This is a genomic window from Sphingomonas sp. SL1004 (assembly GCF_057815015.1).
In genome coordinates this window covers 2,817,895-2,836,458 of sequence record NZ_JBYMUX010000001.1, presented here as the reverse complement: position 1 = coordinate 2,836,458, position 18,564 = coordinate 2,817,895, and the positions used below count along the sequence as shown (strand labels likewise).

Below are 18,564 nucleotides of genomic sequence, written 5' to 3'. Positions count from 1 at the left end.
TGCTGAGTAGCGACCGAGTAGTCCCGCAGGGACGTATCGAGGGCGCGTATCGAAGCATGTGTTCCCCGCGCCGAACTTTCCTTCGATACGTCCTCTCGATACGCGGCTTCGCCACTACTCGATGACTACTCAGGACGAACGGGGGAGGGGGAGTAAGAACGAGAGAGGGTGAGAACAAACGCAAGGGGCAGGGGAGGCGAAGGAAATCGCTAGCAGCGAGTTAAGCCCGCTCGCGCTCCAGCAAATCGTGCGCATCCAACCCCAGCAAGTCGATATGCCCCAAGATCCGCGGCCACTGCGTCGTCACGAAATTCTCGCGCTCCGCCACCCGCAGCGCCTCCGCCGCACCCGGCATCACGAACATCCCGACCCCGCGCCGAACCTCGACATACCCGTCGTCCTGGAAGCTCTGATACGCTTTCGCAACGGTCAGCGGGTTCGCACCCTGCTCGGCGGCGAACGCGCGAACCGACGGCAACTGGTCCCCCGCGCGATAGTCGCCGCGTAAAATCCCCGCGGCGATCGTGCTGCGGAGGCGGATATATACAGGGCTGTCGTCGCTGCTGAGCGCTGTCATGGTGACTTAATACAGTAATTGCGTGGGAAGTCGAGTCCTCAGGAACCCCAATGGCTTACCAGCCGTGCCATATCCGGGCGGGGCCGTTCATCGAGCGCGCGCGACGGCGTACCGATGAACATGAACCCCGCGATCCGTTCCGAAGTCGACCCGAACGCATCGCGCACCGTGTCCGAGAACGCCGCCCAGCCGGTCAGCCAGCCGCCCGCGAACCCCTCCGCATGCACCGCGTGGAGCAGGTTCATGCACGCCGCGCCCGCCGACAATTCCTGCTCCCACACCGGGATCTTGCTCTCCTTCGGCGACGACAGGACGACCACCAAGGTCGGCGCCTGATGCGCGAACTGATCGAGCGACTCAATTTCCAGCCGCGATGCCTCGGGCCGTTCGGCGCGGTAGGCGTCGGTGATCAACGTCGACAGCGCAGCCCGGTGTTCCTCGCCGACCACCACGAACCGCCACGGCGCGAGCTTGCCGTGATCGGGCGTGCGCGCCGCGATCTCGAGGATCGTCGCCAGCTGGTAGGAATCGGGGCCGGGCGCGATCAGGTCGCGTGGCTTGCCCGAGCGGCGGGTGGCGAGCAGCGAGAGCGGCGTGGAGCGATCGTTGAGCATGGCCCCGCAGATAGGCCCTGCCGTGTGATATTTACAGTCCGGGCTTTGTCGTTAAGTTGCGCGCCATCGAGCGCCCGTCAGCGGCGCACACACGGAGCATCACCACCCCATGGCCAGCGCTATTGCCAAAGCGAGTACAAGCAGCGGCGTTCCTGCCGATGCGAAGACGTTTTTCGGGCACCCGCGCGGGCTGTTCATGCTGTTCTTCGTCGAGCTGTGGGAGCGGTTTTCGTTCTACGGCATGCGCGCGATCCTGGTGCTGTATCTCACCAAGCATTTCCTGTTCGGCGACGAGCCGTCCTACGCGATCTACGGCGCCTATACCTCGATGGTGTACATCACGCCGATCATCGGCGGCTATCTCTCCGACCGCTTCCTGGGGCCGCGGAAAGCGGTGCTCGCGGGCGGCATCTTCATCACGCTCGGCCATCTGCTGCTGGCGATCGTCGAGGCGCCGCAGGGCGTGCACGGCGCTGCACTCAACGGCTTCTATCTCGGCCTCGCCTTCATCATCGTCGGCACCGGCTTCCTGAAGGCGAACATCTCTGTGCTCGTCGGCAAGCTCTACGCGCGCGAGGACATGCGGCGCGATGGCGCGTTCTCGATCTTCTACATGGGGATCAACACCGGTGCGTTCGTCGGCCCGATCGCGGTCGGCATCCTCGGCGAGACGGTCGGCTGGTCGTATGGTTTCGGCGCCGCGGGCATCGGTATGGCGCTCGGGCTGATCATGTTCATCCTGTTCCAGCGCGAGCTGCACGGTGTCGGCGAAGCGCCCGACGCCGCCGTGCTCGCGTCGAAGCCGGTTGCCGGGCTGTCGATCGAATGGCTGATCTATCTCGGCGGGATCGTCGGCGTCGCCGTGTCGTGGTGGCTGGTGCGCAGCCAAGGCGTCGTCGGTACCGCGCTGATCGTCGCGTCGCTCGTCACCGTCGGTTACATCCTGTGGACTGCGGTGGCGAAGCTGCCGCGTGTCGACCGCGACCGAATCTTCGCCGCATTGTTCCTGATCGCGCTCGCGCCGCTGTTCTGGGCGCTGTTCGAACAGACCGGCTCGTCGCTCAACGTCTACACCGACCAGTCGGTCGACCGCGTCGTGTTCGGCTGGACTATCCCGGCGTCGGTGTTCCAGTCGGTCAATCCGTTCTTCATCATCACCCTCGCGCCGGTGTTCGCCGCGCTCTGGACCAGGCTCGGCAAGTCAGGGTTCGAGCCGAGCGCACCGTTCAAGTTCGGCATCGGCCTGATCCTGGTCGGCGCAGGCTTCTTCGTGCTGACGCTCGGCGCGCCGGCACAGGGCCTGACCCCGGCGATCTTCGTCGTGCTGCTCTACATGCTCCACTCGATGGCCGAGCTCTGCTTCTCGCCGATCGGCCTGTCGTCGATGACGCGGCTGTCGGTGCCGAGCATGACCGGGCTGATGATGGGCACGTGGTTCCTGGCGACCGCAGGCGGCAATTTCCTCGCCGGCCTGATCGCGCAGGCGACCGGCGGCGAGGGGGCTGGCGTCGGGCGGGTGCTCGAAGTCTACGGTCGGATCGGCTGGTTCGCGATCGGCGTCGGCGTGGTCGTGCTGGTACTCGCGCCGTTCGTCACCAAGCTGATGCATCTCGACCAGCTGGGTACGGTGGATCACGCGATGGCCGGCCAGAACGAGCTCGGCGAGCCGGGCGCTGCCGGCCTGGACACCCGCGGCGAGCAGGTGCCACGAGGCTGACGCAAAATTCCCCTCCCGCTCGCGGGAGGGGTTAGGGGAGGGCGCGACGTACGTACTGGCGTCCGGCCCGCGAGGCACGCCCCTCCCCCCGACCCCTCCCGCAGGCGGGAGGGGATAAGATCAGATCCGCGTCATCGACAGTGCCTTCTCGCCGTAGCGCGGCCCAGCCGTCCCACCCCGCGGCGCCGCCGCATCCAGCTTCGCCAGATCGTCCGCCGACAGCGCAATATCCGCCGCCTTCATGCTGTCCTCCAGCGTAACCCGACGCTTCGACCCCGGAATCGGCACGATGTCATCCCCTTGCGCCAGCAGCCACGCAAGCGCGACCTGCGCCGGACTCGCTCCATGTGCATCGGCGATGGACTTCACCACCGCCACCATCTCCATGTTCTTGGCAAAGTTCTCTTCCGAATACCGCGGGTCGTTGCGCCGATAATCACCCTCCGGCAGATCCGACCGCGCGGTAATCTGCCCGGTCAAAAACCCGCGCCCCAGCGGAGAATACGGCACGAACCCGATCCCCAACTCACGACACAGCGGCAGGATCTCGTCCTCCACATCGCGCTCCCACAGCGAATATTCGCTCTGCAACGCCGCAATCGGATGGGTCGCCGCAGCCCGCCGGATCGTATCGAGCCCAGCCTCCGACAGACCGAGATGCCGCACCTTTCCCTCGCGAACGAGCTCCGCCATCGCGCCCACCGTATCCTCGATCGGCACGCCCGGATCGACCCGGTGCTGGTACAGCAAGTCGATCGTCTCGACTCCCAGCCGCTTCAGCGATCCCTCGCAAGCCCGGCGCACATTGGCCGGTGTGGAATCGACCCCCGTCATCCCGTTCTCGTCGTAGCGGAAGCCGAACTTGGTCGCGATCACGACGCCGTCACGCTTGCCGCGGATCGCCTTGCCGACCAGTTCCTCGTTGACCAGCGGGCCATAGATCTCGGCGGTGTCGAACAGCGTCACGCCCAGCTCGATCGCGCGGTGGATCGTGGCGATGCTCTCGTCGGCGTTCGCCTCGCCGTACATGCCCTTGCCGATGCCGGCCATCGGCATGCAGCCGAGACCCAGCGCGGAAACCTCGAAATCAGGGCCGAGCGTGCGATACTTCATGCGGAATCTCCTGAGCGCCGTTCCCGTGATCGGACCGCGCTGCGACGGAGATGGTAACGGCGGTGTCCATCGTCACGTTCCCGACGGTGCGAAACAGGTCGGGTATGGTCTCGACTGCGATGAGCAGACCCAGCACCTCGAGCGGGATGCCCATCGCCAACGCCACCGGCGCGACCGAGGCGACGAAGCTGATCGTGCCGGGCAGCGAGATCGACCCCATCGTCGTGATCGCCGCGGTCGCCACGCCCGCCGCCATCTGCCCCGGCCCGATCGGCAGCCCGAGCCAGTGCGCGACGTAGAGCGCGACCGCGAGGTTCATCGCCGGGCTGGTCGCGCGGAACACCGCGACCGACAGCGGCAGGACGATCCCGGCGGTGGCGGGCGACGCGCCGAGATCGGTCGAGGCCTTCAACATCGCCGGCAGCGAGGCGAGCGACGATTGCGTGCTGATCGCCACCGCCTGCGCCGGCGCGACCGCGCGTGCGAACCGGCCGAAGCCCACGCGTCCGCCGATCATCCCGATCGGATAGGCGCAGAGCAGGACGATGAAGCCGATCGCCGAGACACACACGATATAGTGCAGCAGCGCGCCGAACGCCGCCGTCCCGGTGCGCGCACCGACCCCGTAGGCGAGCGCGAAGATGCCGATCGGTGCCAGCTTCAGCACCCACTTGATGATGATCAACAACGCATCGACCACCGCCTGGAAGAACCCGGTCAGCACGCGGCGGCGATCGTCGGGCAGCTTCGTCACGGCAAACGCGAACGTCAGCGCGAAGACGGTGAGCGGCAGGAACGAGTCGCTGGAGGCGGCCGCGACGATGTTGGTCGGCACGATCGTGTCGAAGAACGCGCCGATCCCCGGCACCGGCCCGACCGGCGCGGCGCCCGTCAGCGCGGCGCGCAGTGCGGAACCGAGCGCGTGCGGCAATGGGAAGGCATCGAGGATCAACGGCATGACCAGCGCGGACATGATCGTCGTGCTCCACAGGATGACGACGATCATCACCATCGCGCGCACCGTGATCCGCCCGGCGCGCGCCGCTTCGGTGGTCACGCCGATCCCGGTCACGAGCAGCCCGACGACCAGCGGCACGATCACCATCTGCAACCCGTGCAGCCATGCTGCGCCGATCGGCTGGGTCACCGCCGTCGCCGCGATCGCATTCGCCGGCGACCACGCCGCCGCGGCGATGCCGATCGCGATGCCGCCGATCAGGGCGGCAAGTATCCGTGTAGTTTGCGACATGCTCGCCCTTCGTGATGTACCGCGCTATCAAACGGGTCGGACACCGATACGGGACGGAAAGCGGACGTAATGGCAAGAAAATACTTCGGCACCGATGGCATTCGTGGCGCCACCAACGTCGCGCCGATGACCGCGCAGATGGCGATGAAGGTCGGCATGGCCGCCGGTGCGTATTTCCAACGCGGCGATCACCGCCACCGCGTCGTCATCGGCAAGGACACGCGGCTGTCCGGCTACATGCTCGAATCGGCGTTGGTCGCGGGCTTCACCAGCGTCGGCATGGACGTCGTCATGGTCGGGCCGATGCCGACGCCCGCGGTGGCGATGCTCACCCAGTCGATGCGCGCCGACATCGGCGTGATGATCTCCGCCAGCCACAATCCGTATGCGGACAACGGCATCAAGCTGTTCGGCCCCGACGGCTACAAGCTGTCCGACGAGGCCGAGGCGGCGATCGAGGCGCTGATCGACGGTGACATCCCGCTCGTCCCCTCCGACCAGATCGGCCGCGCGCGCCGGATCGAGGATGCGCAGGGCCGGTACATCCATTTCGCCAAGTCGACCTTCCCCGAGAATCTCCGCCTCGACGGCATGCGCGTGGTGCTCGATTGCGCGAACGGCGCCGCCTACAAGGTCGCACCCTCGGCCTTGTGGGAACTCGGCGCGGACGTCGTCGCGATCGGCGTCACCCCCAACGGCACCAACATCAACGACGGCGTCGGCTCGACCGCCCCGCAGACGCTCGCCGAGACCGTGGTCGCGAGCGGCGCCGACATCGGCATCGCGCTCGACGGCGATGCCGACCGGCTGATCGTGGTCGACGAGACCGGCACGATCGTTGACGGCGACCAGCTGATGGCGACGATCGCCGCTAGCTGGGCGCGGCAGGGGCGGCTGGCAGGCGGCGGACTCGTCGCCACCGTGATGTCCAACCTCGGCCTCGAACGCCATCTCGCCGCGCAAGGCCTGGGGCTCGTCCGCACCAAGGTCGGCGATCGCCACGTACTCGAGAAGATGCGCTCCAGCGGCTATAATGTCGGCGGCGAACAGTCGGGCCACATCATCCTGTCGGATTATGCGACCACCGGCGACGGCCTCGTCGCGGCGTTGCAGATCCTCGCCGAGGTAAAGCGCTCGGGCGCTCCCGCCAGCGAAGTGCTCCACCGCTTCGAGCCACTGCCGCAGTTGCTTAAGAACGTCCGCTTCGCCGGCGGCAAGCCGCTTGACCACGACGCGGTCAAGGCGGTGATCGCCGAAGCGGAGGCCGAACTCGCCGGCAAGGGCCGGCTCGTCATCCGCCCGTCGGGCACCGAGCCCGTGATCCGCGTGATGGCGGAGGGCGACGATCTCGCGCAGGTCGAACAGGTCGTCGACCGGATCTGCGACGCCGTCCGGAAGGCAGCCGCCTGATGCTCGAGATGCGCCCCACCTGCGAGCGCTGCGCCACTGACCTTCCGGCCGATGCACCCGGCGCGTTCATCTGCTCGTTCGAATGCACCTTCTGCGCGGAGTGTGCCGACGCGCTCGACGAGCGTTGCCCGAACTGCGGTGGAGAGCTGTTGGATCGTCCGACGAGGCTGGGCGAAGCACCGCCGCAAAAGCCAGCAGCGGGCAGGCGGCACTAGGCGCGGTTCGGGCAAGCACCACCTGGCTCCTTCTGCAACCCCAACCCCTTCTACCACCCCGGCGAAGGCCGGGGCCCAAATGGGGGACGGTGCTAACCAAGGGCATCGCTCCGTTACTTCGGCCTTCCCAATTGGGCCCCGGCCTCCGCCGGGGTGGTTGAGGGGGCATACCCCTGTCCTACATCTCACCAGGTATGACATAGCCCATTATATGACCGCCAACCTCGCCAAACCCCGCTCAGCCACCGCAAACGGCTCCGCAACGAAACCGTGCGAGCGTCTACACTTCCTATACTTCACTTTTTCCGCCGACCTCCAATGACCGCCAGAATCCTCATAATAGCCGGCTCGGATTCGGGCGGCGGCGCCGGCATCCAGGCGGATATCAAGACGGTGACGATGCTCGGCGGCCACGCGATGACCGCCGTCACCGCGATCACCGCACAGAACACGCTCGGCGTGCAGGCGGTGCACCCGGTCCCAACCGACATCGTTCTCGCGCAGATCGACTCGGTCGTGTCGGACATCGGCGTGGATGCGGTAAAGATCGGCATGATCGGCTCGGCCGAAACCGCCAACGCGGTAGCCGACCGCCTGACCTCCTTGTTCCCCCGCGAAGGCGGGAGCCCAGACTGGGCTCCCGCCTTCGCGGGAGAACAAGGGGGGGCAGGGCACCATCACCTCGCACGCATTCCCATCACCTTCGATCCGGTGATGATCGCAACCAGCGGCTCCGTCCTCGCCGACGCCGCCACCATCGCCGCCTTCATCCGCCTCATGCGGATCGCCACGCTCGTAACCCCCAACCTCCCCGAACTCGCAGCCCTCGGCGGCGAGGCCTCAATCCGCGCACTAGGCCCCGCCGTCCTCGTAAAAGGCGGTCACGGCGACGGCCCGGACATCACCGACCGCCTCGTCACCGACGCCGGCGAAACCCGCTGGACCAACCCCCGCATCGAAACCCGCCACGCGCACGGCACCGGCTGCACGCTCGCCAGCGGTATCGCCACCGGGCTCGCCCAGGGCATGGCGATCGACGCGGCGATCGAGCGCGCCATCGCGTTCGTCCGCGCCGCGCTTGCAAACGGACCGGGGCTCGGCGCAGGGCACGGCCCGATGGGGCACGCACTCGGCGTCAGCCCGTTCGACCAGTTGAAAGACCGCTGATGCCCGGCATGAAACACGAAAAGCTCTGCGTCGGCCCCGTCGCTGGCGTCGACGAAGCCGGCCGCGGACCGCTCGCCGGGCCAGTCGTGGCCGCCGCCGTGATCCTCCCGGCAAAAGGCGTCCCCCGCGGCATCGACGATTCGAAGAAGCTCTCCCCCTCCGAGCGCGAACGGCTCTGCGCGCGCCTCAAAGGCTGCGCGATCGTCGGCATCGGCATCGTCCAGCCCGAAGAGATCGACACGCTCAACATCTACTGGGCGACGATGAAGGCGATGACGCTCGCCGTCGATGCGCTCGCGGTCGAGCTCGGCCACGCGCCCGGCCACGTCCTCGTCGACGGCAACCGCTTGCCCAGCTGGACCTACCCCGCCACGCCCCTCGTCGGCGGCGACGCGAAATCGCTGTCGATCGCCGCGGCCTCGATCGTCGCCAAGCACACGCGCGACCTCATCATGATCGCCGCCGCCGACGTGCATCCCGAATATAACTGGCATTCGAACAAGGGCTATGGCTGCGCGCACCACATGAAGGCGCTCCGCGATCACGGCCCCACGCCGATTCATCGCCGCAGTTTCGCACCGGTCGCAGCGGCTTATCTCGCCCGTGAGGGACTTTTCGCGCAGGAAACGACGAGCTGAGTCTTTCGCGCCACACCCCAAGGGCTTGAGCCGCGAGTCTCCCACGACTCAACATCTGGGCTGCAGCGACTCGATTGGCCGTATCCGCGGAATTCCGCAAAAACGTCGTTAACGAATGTTTGCTTGACGGAGTCGGACAATTCCGCAGCTATGGGGGCGACTGAGGGGCCAGAACTATGGATTTGATCGAGACGATCGCGCGACCGCGCGCGACCAAGAAGGTATCGGAGCCGGCCGTCCAAGCCGTTCTGCCACTCGACCAGATCCTGCGTGGTGACTGTATCGAGCACATGAAGGCGCTCCCGTCGAACTCGATCGACATGATCTTCGCCGACCCGCCATACAACCTCCAGCTCGGCGGTGAACTCTACCGCCCCGACGGCAGCCATGTCGACGCGGTCACCGACGACTGGGACAAGTTCGACACCTTCGCCGCGTACGACCGCTTCACCCGCGCCTGGCTCAAGGAAGCGCGCCGCATCCTGAAGGACGATGGCGCGCTCTGGGTCATCGGCAGCTATCACAACATCTTCCGCGTGGGGGCGGCGGTGCAGGATCTCGGCTACTGGATCCTCAACGACATCGTCTGGCGCAAGACCAACCCGATGCCCAACTTCCGCGGCACCCGCTTCACCAACGCGCACGAGACGCTGATCTGGGCGTCGAAGGGCGAGAAGGCGAAATACCACTTCAACTACCGCGCCATGAAGACGCTCAACGACGAGCTCCAGATGCGCAGCGATTGGGAATTCCCGACCTGCGGCGGCGCCGAGCGGCTGAAGAAGAACGGCACCAAGGTCCACCCGACGCAAAAGCCCGAGGCGCTGCTCTACCGCATCCTGCTGGCGTGCACGAAGCCGGGCGACGTGGTGCTCGATCCGTTCTTCGGTACCGGCACCACCGGCGCGGTGGCCAAGCGCCTCGGTCGCAGCTGGATCGGCATCGACCGCGAGGGCGATTATATCGAGGCGGCGCAGGAGCGGATCGAGGCCGCGCTGCCGCTCGACGAATCGGCGATCCGCACGATGATGAGCCCGCGCACGCAGCCCAAGGTCGCGTTCGGCGTGTTGGTCGAGAACGCGTATCTGACACCCGGCGCGGTGCTGACCGATTCGAAGCGGCGGTGGCGCGCGACGATCCGCGCGGATGGCTCGCTGCTCAGCGACTGCGGCACGATCGGCTCGATCCACAAGCTCGGCTCGACGCTTCAGAACGCCCCCGCCTGCAACGGCTGGAGCTTCTGGCATTATGAAAGCGACAAGGGGCTGAAGCCGATCGACGACCTCCGCCAGACGTATCTGCTGGCGACCACGGTCTGAGCCACGCGGACACGTCCGTCCCGTCCAACCAATCCCCTCTCGCCCAACCAAGCCCGGCACCCCAGCGAAAGCTGGGGGCTCCCGCGACGACGCGCCATGGATGCAGCGGGAGATCCCAGCTTTCGCTGGGAAGACGGGTGGGGGCAGACGGGACGGTTAGCGAGCGCAACGTCTTTCGCGGAGGGGACGGACTGGAGTAGATCACGCCGATGACCAGCCTCCACCTCCGCCCCGTCCAGTTCGTAGACACCCCGATCGGCCACGAAGACGGTACCGTCGCGCGCATCGCCGGTGGCCTGCAATGGTTCGCCGCGTACGAGGTAATCGAAGGCCGCGCACGCCGCACGATCCCGATCGCCGATGTCGCCACGCTCGGCGAGCGCGCCGCCCGCCTCCACGCTGCCATCACCGCCCCCCGCGCCGCGCTCCAGCTAGGCGAACGCACGCTCCGCTTCGACCAGCCGATCGTCGCCGGCATTCTCAACATTACCCCCGACAGCTTCTCCGATGGCGGCAAGCACATCGACGACCCCGCCGCCGCCGCTGCAGCCGGGATCGACATGGCCGCCGCCGGTGCGACGATGATCGATGTCGGCGGTGAATCGACCCGCCCCGGCGCCCCCGCGGTCTGGGAAGGCGACGAGATCGCGCGCCTCGTCCCCGTCGTCGAGCGCCTCGCGCGCGCCGGCGCGATCGTATCGGTCGACACGCGCAAGGCCGCCGTGATGGAGGCGACGCTCGCCGCCGGTGCGCACATCGTCAACGACGTCGCTGCGCTCCTCTGGGACGACCGCGCGCTGAGCGTCGTCGCAAAAAGTGGCTGCCCCGTCGTGCTCATGCACTCGCCGGATCCGAAGAAAGGCGGCCACGGCGACGGCAACTACGCCAACGTCCTGACCGACGTTTTCGACTGGCTCGAAACCCGCATCGCCGCCGTCGTCGCGAGCGGTGTCGACGCCACGCGGATCATGGTCGACCCCGGCATCGGCTTCGGCAAGACGCTCAGCCAGAACCTCGCGCTACTCAACGGCCTCGCGATTTTTCATGGGCTCGGTTGCCCGATCATGCTCGGCGCGAGCCGCAAGCGGCTGATCGGCGCGCTCTCGAACGAAGTGCCCGTCGATCAGCGTCTCGCCGGCTCGCTCGCGCTGGCCCTGAAAGGCGCCGAAGCCGGCGTCCAGATCCTCCGCGTCCATGACGTTGCCGAGACGGTGCAGGCGGTCAAGACTTGGCGGGGTCTGCGCGATCAGTCGCTGAGCGGGAGCTAATCGTCGCTGCATTGCAGCGAAACGTCGCTTCGCGCATTAGACGCGGCATGAACAAGGAGATCCGGGTTTGATCGTCACTGCAACGCCGCGCATCAGCCAGATCATAGGCGAGGTCTGGCGCCCACTGCTCGGGCTGTTCGTCTGGGACGTCATCGTGACGATCACCTACTACGTGCTGCCCTTCCATGCGCCAGCGCTGCCGCTGACGCTGTTCGGCACCGCGCTCGCGCTGTTCCTCGGGTTCCGCGACAATTCGGCGTATCAGCGCTGGTGGGAAAGCCGTGGCCTCTGGGGCTTGATGATCAACGCCTCGCGCAACCTGGCACGGATGGCGCGCAACATGCTGCCCGAGCCCGAGGGCCACGACATGAAGCGGACCATCGTGCTCCGCCAGATCGCGTATGTGAACGCGCTGCGCTGTCAATTGCGCAAACAGCCCGCCCCGCCCGAGGTGTTGCGCTTCCTGTCGAAGGAAGAGGCGTCGTTCGCGCTCGATCGCACCAATATCGCCAACGGGTTGCTCGACGGCACCGGCCGGCGGATCGACATCGCGCGTCGCAACGGCTGGATCGACACCATCCAGCAAACGCAGTTCGAGGCGATCCTGGTCGACATCGCCAACGCGCAGGGCGGCATGGAGCGGATCAAGAACACGCCGCTGCCCAACCAGTACCGCTTTTTCCCCAGCCTTTTCACACGATTATTCTGCGTGCTGCTGCCAATCGGTCTGGTCGAGACGCTTGGGTTCGCGACGCCGATCGGTTCGACCATCGCCGGCCTGATGTTCCTGGCCGTACTGCAGATCGGCGACGACTTGGTCGATCCGTTCGCGGACACGATTCACGACGTGCCACTGAACGCGATGTGCCGGACGATCGAAATCGACCTTCTCCAGGCGATCGGTGACAAGGCGCCGGAACCGTTGCAGCCCGTGCACGGCGTCTTGTGGTGAGCGACCCGCTTTCTTAGAAACGCCGATACCCATTCAAGCAGCCGCCACAACCGGCGAGCATGCTCTCGGTCATCGTCTCGGCGAGATCGGTAATATATGCGATATGCGCACGCCGTTCAGGCTGCATTGTCGATCCCGAGTTCGCCAAGCTTGCGGTACAGGGTCGAGCGGCCGATGCCGAGGCGGCGTGCAACTTCGGTCATCCGGCCACGATAATGGCCGATTGCGAGGCGTATGACGTCGGCTTCGATCTCGTCGAGCGCCCGCAGATTGCCATCGGCGCGAAACAACGTGACGCCGCCGCCGCCGGCCGCGACCGCCCTGGGCACGTGCCGGCGGCTTCCCAATGCTGCAATCTGCGGAAAGTCCTCTTCGGTCAGCGCAGCGTCTTCGCACAATACGGCGGCGCGGAAGAGCGCGTTCTGAAGCTGGCGGACGTTGCCCGGCCAGTCATATTGCACGAGCAGCGCGAGCGCCGAGTCGGTGATCCCCAGCGGCCGCAATCCCGGTTGCTCGGCGATCCGCGCGAGCAGGTGACGGGCGAGCGCGGGAATGTCGCCGGTGCGTTCCCGCAAGGGTGGGATCGTCACCTGGACGACATTGAGACGGTAATACAGGTCTTCGCGGAACCGCCCGGCCTCGACCTCGTCGAGCAGTCGCGTGTTGCTGGCGGCGATCACGCGGACGTCGACTTCACGGGCGTGCCGTGCGCCGATCGCGTGGACCTCCCCGGTCTGGAGCACGCGGAGCAGCTTGACCTGCGCCTCGATCGGCATCTCGCCGACTTCGTCGAGGAACAGCGTGCCGCCATCGGCATCCTGGAAGCGGCCGATCTTGCGTTCGAACGCGCCGGTGAACGCGCCCTTTTCGTGCCCGAACAGTTCAGACTCGACCAGGTTGGCGGGGATCGCGCCGCAATTAACGCTCATCATCGGCTTCTTTGCGCGCGGGGAGGCGGCATGGATCGCCTCGGCGATGACGTCCTTGCCGACGCCGATCTCGCCTTCGAGGAGGACCGCGACGCGGGCGCGCGCGGCCTTGGCGGCGATTGCTAGGGCTGCGCGGAAATCGGGCGAGGATCCGACGATCTCGTCGAACCCGAGCAAGGCGGGGATCTTCTCCGTGAGGGGACGGAGTTCGCCGGCCGACGTGCCGACGACCGCTGCATCGAGTGCGGCGAGAAAGCGATCGGGTGCGAGCGGCTTCACCAGGAAATCGGTGGCGCCCGCGCGCATCGCGCTGACCGCATGCGCGACCGAACCATTGGCGGTCAGCATCAGGATCGGCAGGGCGGGGCGGCGTTCGCGCAGCGCGGCGATCAGCGTGGTGGCCTCGGTATCGGGCGATGCGTGATCGAGGACGATCGCGTCGAGCTGCATGCCGTCCTGCGTGCCGAGCGTCGCGATCGCCATCTCGCCATCTGTAGCGAAGATCGCGCGCCAGCCGCCACGCGCGGCGAGTGCCGCCACCAGCCGTCGCTGGGCAGGTTCGTCGTCGATCAGCAATAGCAGGCGCTGGCCGTTGCGCATGTGGCGAATCCTGTCCCGTTCCGGCACGTGCAATAGCGCGGATCGGTAAAGGGCGACTTAAGTGTCGGGATTGGACATTCGCCCCGTGCGCGATAAGGTCGGCCGCATAGAGGATGACACTCACAGGATTGGGGCACGAACCATGGCCGGCAACGGGGACATGAAGGCGCACGTCGCGACCTATTCAAGCGTGACGGGGATGATGAAATGGGGCGCGGTCGGGTGCGCGCTGGTCGTCGCGCTCGTCATCTGGCTGATTGCGTAACCCCATGAAGATCGCCGTCCTGAAAGAGCAAGCGGACGGCGAGCGGCGGGTTTCCGCGACGCCCGAAACGGTGAAGAAGTTCATCGCGCTGGGGGCAACGCTGGCGGTGGAGGCAGGGGCGGGCGAGACCGCCTCGATCGCCGACGCCGCCTATGCGGATGCCGGCGCGTCCGTCGGCGATCGTGCCACGACGCTGGCAGGGGCGGATATCGTGCTCGGCGTGCAGGGACCTGACGCGGCGTCGCTCGCCGGTGTCGCACCGGGCGCATGGATCGTCGCCAGCCTCAATCCCTTTGCAGAGCGTGCGCGGATCGAGGCCTACGCCGCGGCCGGCTACGAAGCGCTGGCGATGGAGCTCATGCCGCGCATCACCCGCGCGCAGTCGATGGACATCCTGTCGTCGCAGTCGAACCTGTCGGGCTATAAGGCGGTGCTCGACGCGGCCGCCGAATATGGTCGCGCCTTCCCGATGATGATGACCGCGGCAGGGACGATCTCTGCGGCCAAAGCGTTCGTGATGGGCGTCGGTGTGGCTGGCTTGCAGGCGATCGCAACCGCACGGCGTCTGGGCGCTCAGGTATCCGCGACCGACGTCCGCGCCGCGACCCGCGAGCAGATCCAGTCGCTCGGCGCCAAACCGATCTTCGTCGAGAATGTCGCGGGAATCGAAGGCGAGGGGACGGGCGGCTATGCCGGCGAGATGTCCCCCGAATACCAGGCCGCACAGGCCGAGCTCGTCTCGGGGCATATCGCCAAGCAGGACATCGTCATCACCACCGCGCTGATCCCCGGACGCGCCGCACCGCGCCTGATCTCGGCAGCGCAGGTGGCCAGCATGAAGCCGGGCTCGGTGATCGTCGACCTTGCGGTCGAGCAGGGCGGCAACGTCGAGGGCTCGGTCGCCGGCGAAGTCGTCGTCGTGAACGGCGTCAAGATCGTCGGCCACCGCAACGTGCCCTCGCGCCTCGCCACGGACGCCAGCGCCTTGTTCGCGCGCAACCTGTTCAACTTCCTCAACGCCTTCTGGGACAAGGAGGCGGGCAAACCCGTGCTCGACGCAGAAATCGGCGACGCGATCCGCCTGACGCAGGGCGGCAAGATCGTGAACCCGCGGTTGACCTCATGATAATCCTCCCCGGCACGGGGAGGGGGACCGGCGCAGCCGGTGGAGGGGGCGTCCCACACATGCTACGCCCCGAAGTATCACTAGCGCGCAAATTACGCCGAGAGATGAGCCTCCCAGAAGTGCTCCTATGGGAGTATCTCCGAGGACAGAAGACCGGCTTCAAGTTCCGCAACCAGCATCCCATCGGGCCGTATGTCTGTGACTTCTACTGCGCCGCCGCCAAGCTCGCGGTCGAGGTCGATGGCGAATTCTACGGCGCGACGCCGAGCGCGACCAATTTTTCGAGCAGAATGGCTACCGGGTGCTGCGAGTGGCAGCAGGCGACGTGCTGAGGGATATCGAGGCCGTGGTGACGATGATCGTATCGTCCGCGGCCAGCCCCCTCCACCAGCCTGCGGCCGGTCCCCCTCCCCGTGCCGGGGAGGACTAAATGGACTTTATCGCGATCCTGTCGATCTTCGTGCTGGCGTGTTTCGTCGGGTATTTCGTGGTGTGGGCGGTCACGCCCGCGCTGCACACGCCGCTGATGGCGGTCACCAACGCGATCTCGAGCGTGATCATCGTCGGCGCGCTGATCGCCGCCGCGGCGCCGACTGTTCTGGGGGCGATCGGTGCCGGATCGGGCGTGGCGAAGGCGCTAGGCCTGGTCGCCGTCGTGCTGGCGAGCATCAACATCTTCGGCGGCTTTGCAGTCACCGCGCGGATGCTGGCGATGTACAAGAAGAAGGAACGGCCGGTCGCCAAGTAGCGACCGTCATTCCAGCGAAAGCTGGGATCTCGTGCGACTCCAGCTCCGCGCGAGCAACCGGGAGATGCCAGCCTTCGCTGGCAGGACGAAGTGGGTAAGTGGGGACGAACGCGATGCATGAACTGACGGTCAGCCCCTGGGCATCGCTCGCCTATCTGGTCGCGGGGGTGTGCTTCATTCTCGCGCTGCGCGGGTTGTCGAGCCCGGCGTCGAGCCAGCGTGGCAACCGCTTCGGCATCATCGGCATGACGATCGCGGTGGTCACGACGTTGGTGACGCATGTGCCGATTATCCCGATGACGGGAGGCGGCTCGCTTCTTGATCTGCCGACGATCATGCAGATTCTCGCGGCTATCGGTATCGGCGCCGCGATCGGCATCGGCACCGCACGCCGCATCGCGATGACCGCGATGCCGCAGCTCGTCGCCGCATTCCACAGCCTCGTCGGCCTAGCCGCGGTACTCGTCGGCATCGCCGCCTACCTCAACCCGCAGGCGTTCGGCATCTCCGACCTCGTCATCCCGCTGATCGGCCAGCCCTTCGCGGTCATCCACCCGGTCAGCCGGATCGAACTCGGTCTGGGCGTCGCGATCGGTGCGATCACCTTCTCCGGCTCGGTCATCGCGTTCCTGAAATTGAACGGCAACATGGGCGGCAAGCCGATCATGCTGCCCGGTCGTCACGTCATCAACATCGCGCTGCTCGCCGCCATCCTCGGCCTGATCGCCTATTTCGTCACCGATCAGTCGGCATGGATCTTCTGGACGATCACGGGCTTGAGCTTCGCCATCGGCTTCCTCCTGATCGTCCCGATCGGCGGCGCGGACATGCCCGTCGTCGTCAGCATGCTGAACAGTTATTCGGGCTGGGCGGCCGCCGCGATGGGTTTCACGCTGCACAACAGCGCGATGATCATCACCGGCGCGCTGGTCGGCAGCTCGGGCGCGATCCTCAGCTACATCATGTGCCGCGCGATGAACCGCAGCTTCATCAGCGTGATCGCAGGCGGCTTCGGCCAGTCCTCGGACGCCGGCGGCCCCGCGGCCGCCAGCGACCGTCCCTGGAAGCGCGGTTCCGCAGAGGACGCCGCGTTCCTGATGAGCCAGGCCGAACAAGTGATCATCGTCCCCGGCTACGGCATGGCGGTCGCGCAGGCGCAGCACGTCCTGCGCGAGATGGGCGACAAGCTGAAGGCCGAGGGCGTCCGCGTGAAATACGCGATCCACCCCGTCGCAGGGCGCATGCCGGGGCACATGAACGTCCTGCTGGCGGAAGCGAACGTGCCCTATGACGACGTGTTTGAGCTCGAGGATATCAACAGCGAGTTCGCGCAGACCGACGTCGCGTTCGTGATCGGCGCGAACGACGTGACCAACCCGGCGGCCAAGACCGACAAGTCCTCGCCGATCTACGGTATGCCCGTGCTTGACGTCGAAAAGGCCAAGACGGTGCTGTTCATCAAGCGGTCGATGGGCGGGGTCGGCTATGCCGGCGTCGATAACGACCTGTTCTACCGCGACAATACGATGATGCTGCTGGCCGACGCGAAGAAGATGGTCGAGGATATCGTCAAGGCGCTCGACTGACGCGGCGCGTCATCGACGACCAACTCCAACGGAAGTCGACCCAGTTCGAGTGTCGCTCGCCACCTGACGCAGGTTAGTCTTTGCGCCATGGCGGAGAGCATCATGACCCCAACGGATGACCAAGCCGGCACCAGTTACGAGACCGGGATCGACACGATCCTGATTGCCCGTGACGACGCGCCCGACCGGTTCGCCGTTGCCGTCGCGGCGCTAGCCGGACGTATGGTCGCACGAATCAGCTGGCAGGATGCGTTCGGCAAATACGCCATGCCTCAGGTCGTGCTGGTCGATGCCGCCGGTGCCGATCCGGCAGTGCTTGCGGAGCGACTGCCGCAGATCGTGGACTGGGCCGACCAGATGGCGGCCAGTCTTGTCGTCGCGATGCAGCCTGACCAGATCGATGCGGTCGCCGCGGTCATGCTCGGCGGCGGCACGTCCTTGCTGGTCGATCCAAGCATCGGTGACTGCGTTGCGGCGATCGTCGTCGCGGCGGAGCGGGCGCGACGACCGACGGGAGTCTTCGACGTCGGTCGCGAAACCGACGGGATCCGGTTCGAGCGTCTCAATGTCGAAGTCGCGCGGATCGCAGAGGCGTTGGCGCGGCTGACTCGCGCCGACCGGGATGCGCCGCCGACGCCCGCGGTTGGTGATCGCACCACGCGTTACGGCATCGCGCCGCCCGTCGGCGAGCCGAGTGCCGAGGACGTCCGCCGGGCGATCCGCGCGCGTCGGCTGCGCGATCAGTTTCTCGGCGCCAATCTGTTCGAGGATCCGGGCTGGGACATGCTGCTCGATCTCTACGCCGCCGAGCTTGAGCGCGGGCGCGTGTCGGTGTCGAGTTTGTGCATCGCCGCAGCGGTCGCGCCGACAACGGCCTTGCGCTGGATCGGCCGCATGACCGACACCGGATTGTTCGAGCGCAGGCCCGACCCGCACGATCGCCGCCGCGCGTTCATGGTACTGTCCGATCGCGCCAGTGAGGCCATGCGCGGGTACATCGTTGCGGTTCGTCGTGCAGATTTACGAATTCCGTAAGCCGACGCGTCTTTCGGGCTTGCCCCGGCCGCCCGG

At 66.6% G+C, this 18,564-nt stretch carries 20 protein-coding genes; 15 read left to right on the top strand and 5 right to left on the bottom strand.

The window, feature by feature from the left end; genetic code table 11:
• Nucleotides 1-220 precede the first annotated feature (220 nt).
• Together AC3D24_RS12790 and AC3D24_RS12785 are read right to left on the bottom strand one after the other, a co-directional pair.
• Complete coding sequence (locus tag AC3D24_RS12790; protein ID WP_056053547.1) at nucleotides 221-577, bottom strand: GntR family transcriptional regulator; 357 nt, start codon at nucleotides 575-577, stop codon at nucleotides 221-223.
• A gap of 38 nt (nucleotides 578-615) precedes the next feature.
• Nucleotides 616-1,191: a nitroreductase family protein gene (locus AC3D24_RS12785; protein ID WP_489031185.1), complete on the bottom strand. Its 576-nt coding sequence runs from the start codon at nucleotides 1,189-1,191 to the stop codon at nucleotides 616-618.
• A 109-nt stretch (nucleotides 1,192-1,300) separates the two neighbouring features.
• On the opposite strand from AC3D24_RS12785, the gene AC3D24_RS12780 reads away from it, so the two are divergent.
• On the top strand, nucleotides 1,301-2,908 hold the full coding sequence (locus AC3D24_RS12780; RefSeq protein WP_489031183.1) for a peptide MFS transporter: 1,608 nt from the start codon (nucleotides 1,301-1,303) through the stop codon (nucleotides 2,906-2,908).
• 120 nt (nucleotides 2,909-3,028) lie between these two features.
• On the opposite strand, the gene AC3D24_RS12775 is transcribed toward AC3D24_RS12780, so the two are convergent.
• On the bottom strand, nucleotides 3,029-4,021 hold the full coding sequence (locus tag AC3D24_RS12775; RefSeq protein WP_489031181.1) for an aldo/keto reductase: 993 nt from the start codon (nucleotides 4,019-4,021) through the stop codon (nucleotides 3,029-3,031).
• Nucleotides 3,996-5,270, bottom strand: coding sequence for a dicarboxylate/amino acid:cation symporter (locus AC3D24_RS12770; protein WP_489031179.1), 1,275 nt, complete (start codon nucleotides 5,268-5,270; stop codon nucleotides 3,996-3,998). Before AC3D24_RS12770 ends, AC3D24_RS12775 begins: the two co-directional genes overlap by 26 nt.
• Nucleotides 5,271-5,339: 69 nt before the next feature.
• Between AC3D24_RS12770 and glmM the strand changes: the two genes are divergently transcribed.
• The 7 genes from glmM to AC3D24_RS12735 all read left to right on the top strand — a co-directional run bounded on the left by glmM (nucleotide 5,340) and on the right by AC3D24_RS12735 (nucleotide 12,239).
• The gene (gene glmM / locus AC3D24_RS12765; RefSeq protein ID WP_489031177.1) at nucleotides 5,340-6,680 is read left to right on the top strand and encodes a phosphoglucosamine mutase; all 1,341 of its coding nucleotides are present in this window, start codon (nucleotides 5,340-5,342) and stop codon (nucleotides 6,678-6,680) included.
• The gene (locus AC3D24_RS12760; RefSeq protein ID WP_489031175.1) at nucleotides 6,680-6,895 is read left to right on the top strand and encodes a DUF1272 domain-containing protein; all 216 of its coding nucleotides are present in this window, start codon (nucleotides 6,680-6,682) and stop codon (nucleotides 6,893-6,895) included. The genes glmM and AC3D24_RS12760 overlap by 1 nt, the downstream gene beginning before the upstream one ends.
• A 318-nt stretch (nucleotides 6,896-7,213) precedes the next feature.
• The gene (gene thiD, locus AC3D24_RS12755; protein WP_489031173.1) at nucleotides 7,214-8,062 is read left to right on the top strand and encodes a bifunctional hydroxymethylpyrimidine kinase/phosphomethylpyrimidine kinase; all 849 of its coding nucleotides are present in this window, start codon (nucleotides 7,214-7,216) and stop codon (nucleotides 8,060-8,062) included.
• The gene (gene rnhB, locus AC3D24_RS12750) at nucleotides 8,062-8,700 is read left to right on the top strand and encodes a ribonuclease HII (RefSeq protein ID WP_489031171.1); all 639 of its coding nucleotides are present in this window, start codon (nucleotides 8,062-8,064) and stop codon (nucleotides 8,698-8,700) included. Before thiD ends, rnhB begins: the two co-directional genes overlap by 1 nt.
• Nucleotides 8,701-8,876: 176 nt before the next feature.
• Nucleotides 8,877-10,019, top strand: coding sequence for a site-specific DNA-methyltransferase (locus AC3D24_RS12745; RefSeq protein ID WP_489031169.1), 1,143 nt, complete (start codon nucleotides 8,877-8,879; stop codon nucleotides 10,017-10,019).
• A 209-nt stretch (nucleotides 10,020-10,228) separates the two neighbouring features.
• Nucleotides 10,229-11,287, top strand: coding sequence for a dihydropteroate synthase (gene folP, locus AC3D24_RS12740; RefSeq protein ID WP_489031168.1), 1,059 nt, complete (start codon nucleotides 10,229-10,231; stop codon nucleotides 11,285-11,287).
• Between the two features lie 67 nt (nucleotides 11,288-11,354).
• The gene (locus AC3D24_RS12735; protein ID WP_489031166.1) at nucleotides 11,355-12,239 is read left to right on the top strand and encodes a bestrophin family protein; all 885 of its coding nucleotides are present in this window, start codon (nucleotides 11,355-11,357) and stop codon (nucleotides 12,237-12,239) included.
• A 116-nt stretch (nucleotides 12,240-12,355) separates the two neighbouring features.
• Here the strand turns inward: AC3D24_RS12735 and AC3D24_RS12730 are convergent, their stop codons facing one another.
• Nucleotides 12,356-13,768 (bottom strand): sigma-54-dependent transcriptional regulator, encoded by a 1,413-nt coding sequence (locus tag AC3D24_RS12730; protein WP_489031164.1) that lies wholly within the window; start codon nucleotides 13,766-13,768, stop codon nucleotides 12,356-12,358.
• Between the two features lie 61 nt (nucleotides 13,769-13,829).
• On the opposite strand from AC3D24_RS12730, the gene AC3D24_RS12725 reads away from it, so the two are divergent.
• The 7 genes from AC3D24_RS12725 to AC3D24_RS12695 all read left to right on the top strand — a co-directional run bounded on the left by AC3D24_RS12725 (nucleotide 13,830) and on the right by AC3D24_RS12695 (nucleotide 18,528).
• On the top strand, nucleotides 13,830-14,033 hold the full coding sequence (locus tag AC3D24_RS12725) for an aa3-type cytochrome c oxidase subunit IV (RefSeq protein ID WP_489031162.1): 204 nt from the start codon (nucleotides 13,830-13,832) through the stop codon (nucleotides 14,031-14,033).
• 4 nt (nucleotides 14,034-14,037) lie between these two features.
• The gene (locus AC3D24_RS12720) at nucleotides 14,038-15,159 is read left to right on the top strand and encodes an NAD(P) transhydrogenase subunit alpha (protein WP_489031160.1); all 1,122 of its coding nucleotides are present in this window, start codon (nucleotides 14,038-14,040) and stop codon (nucleotides 15,157-15,159) included.
• A 104-nt stretch (nucleotides 15,160-15,263) separates the two neighbouring features.
• Nucleotides 15,264-15,491, top strand: a complete 228-nt coding sequence (locus tag AC3D24_RS12715; protein ID WP_489031158.1) for an endonuclease domain-containing protein — start codon at nucleotides 15,264-15,266, stop codon at nucleotides 15,489-15,491.
• Complete coding sequence (locus AC3D24_RS12710) at nucleotides 15,461-15,589, top strand: hypothetical protein (protein WP_489031156.1); 129 nt, start codon at nucleotides 15,461-15,463, stop codon at nucleotides 15,587-15,589. Before AC3D24_RS12715 ends, AC3D24_RS12710 begins: the two co-directional genes overlap by 31 nt.
• Complete coding sequence (locus AC3D24_RS12705; RefSeq protein WP_489031154.1) at nucleotides 15,590-15,907, top strand: proton-translocating transhydrogenase family protein; 318 nt, start codon at nucleotides 15,590-15,592, stop codon at nucleotides 15,905-15,907.
• A gap of 113 nt (nucleotides 15,908-16,020) precedes the next feature.
• Nucleotides 16,021-17,493 (top strand): NAD(P)(+) transhydrogenase (Re/Si-specific) subunit beta, encoded by a 1,473-nt coding sequence (locus tag AC3D24_RS12700; protein ID WP_489031152.1) that lies wholly within the window; start codon nucleotides 16,021-16,023, stop codon nucleotides 17,491-17,493.
• A 102-nt stretch (nucleotides 17,494-17,595) separates the two neighbouring features.
• On the top strand, nucleotides 17,596-18,528 hold the full coding sequence (locus AC3D24_RS12695; protein ID WP_489031150.1) for a hypothetical protein: 933 nt from the start codon (nucleotides 17,596-17,598) through the stop codon (nucleotides 18,526-18,528).
• Nucleotides 18,529-18,564: the final 36 nt, after the last annotated feature.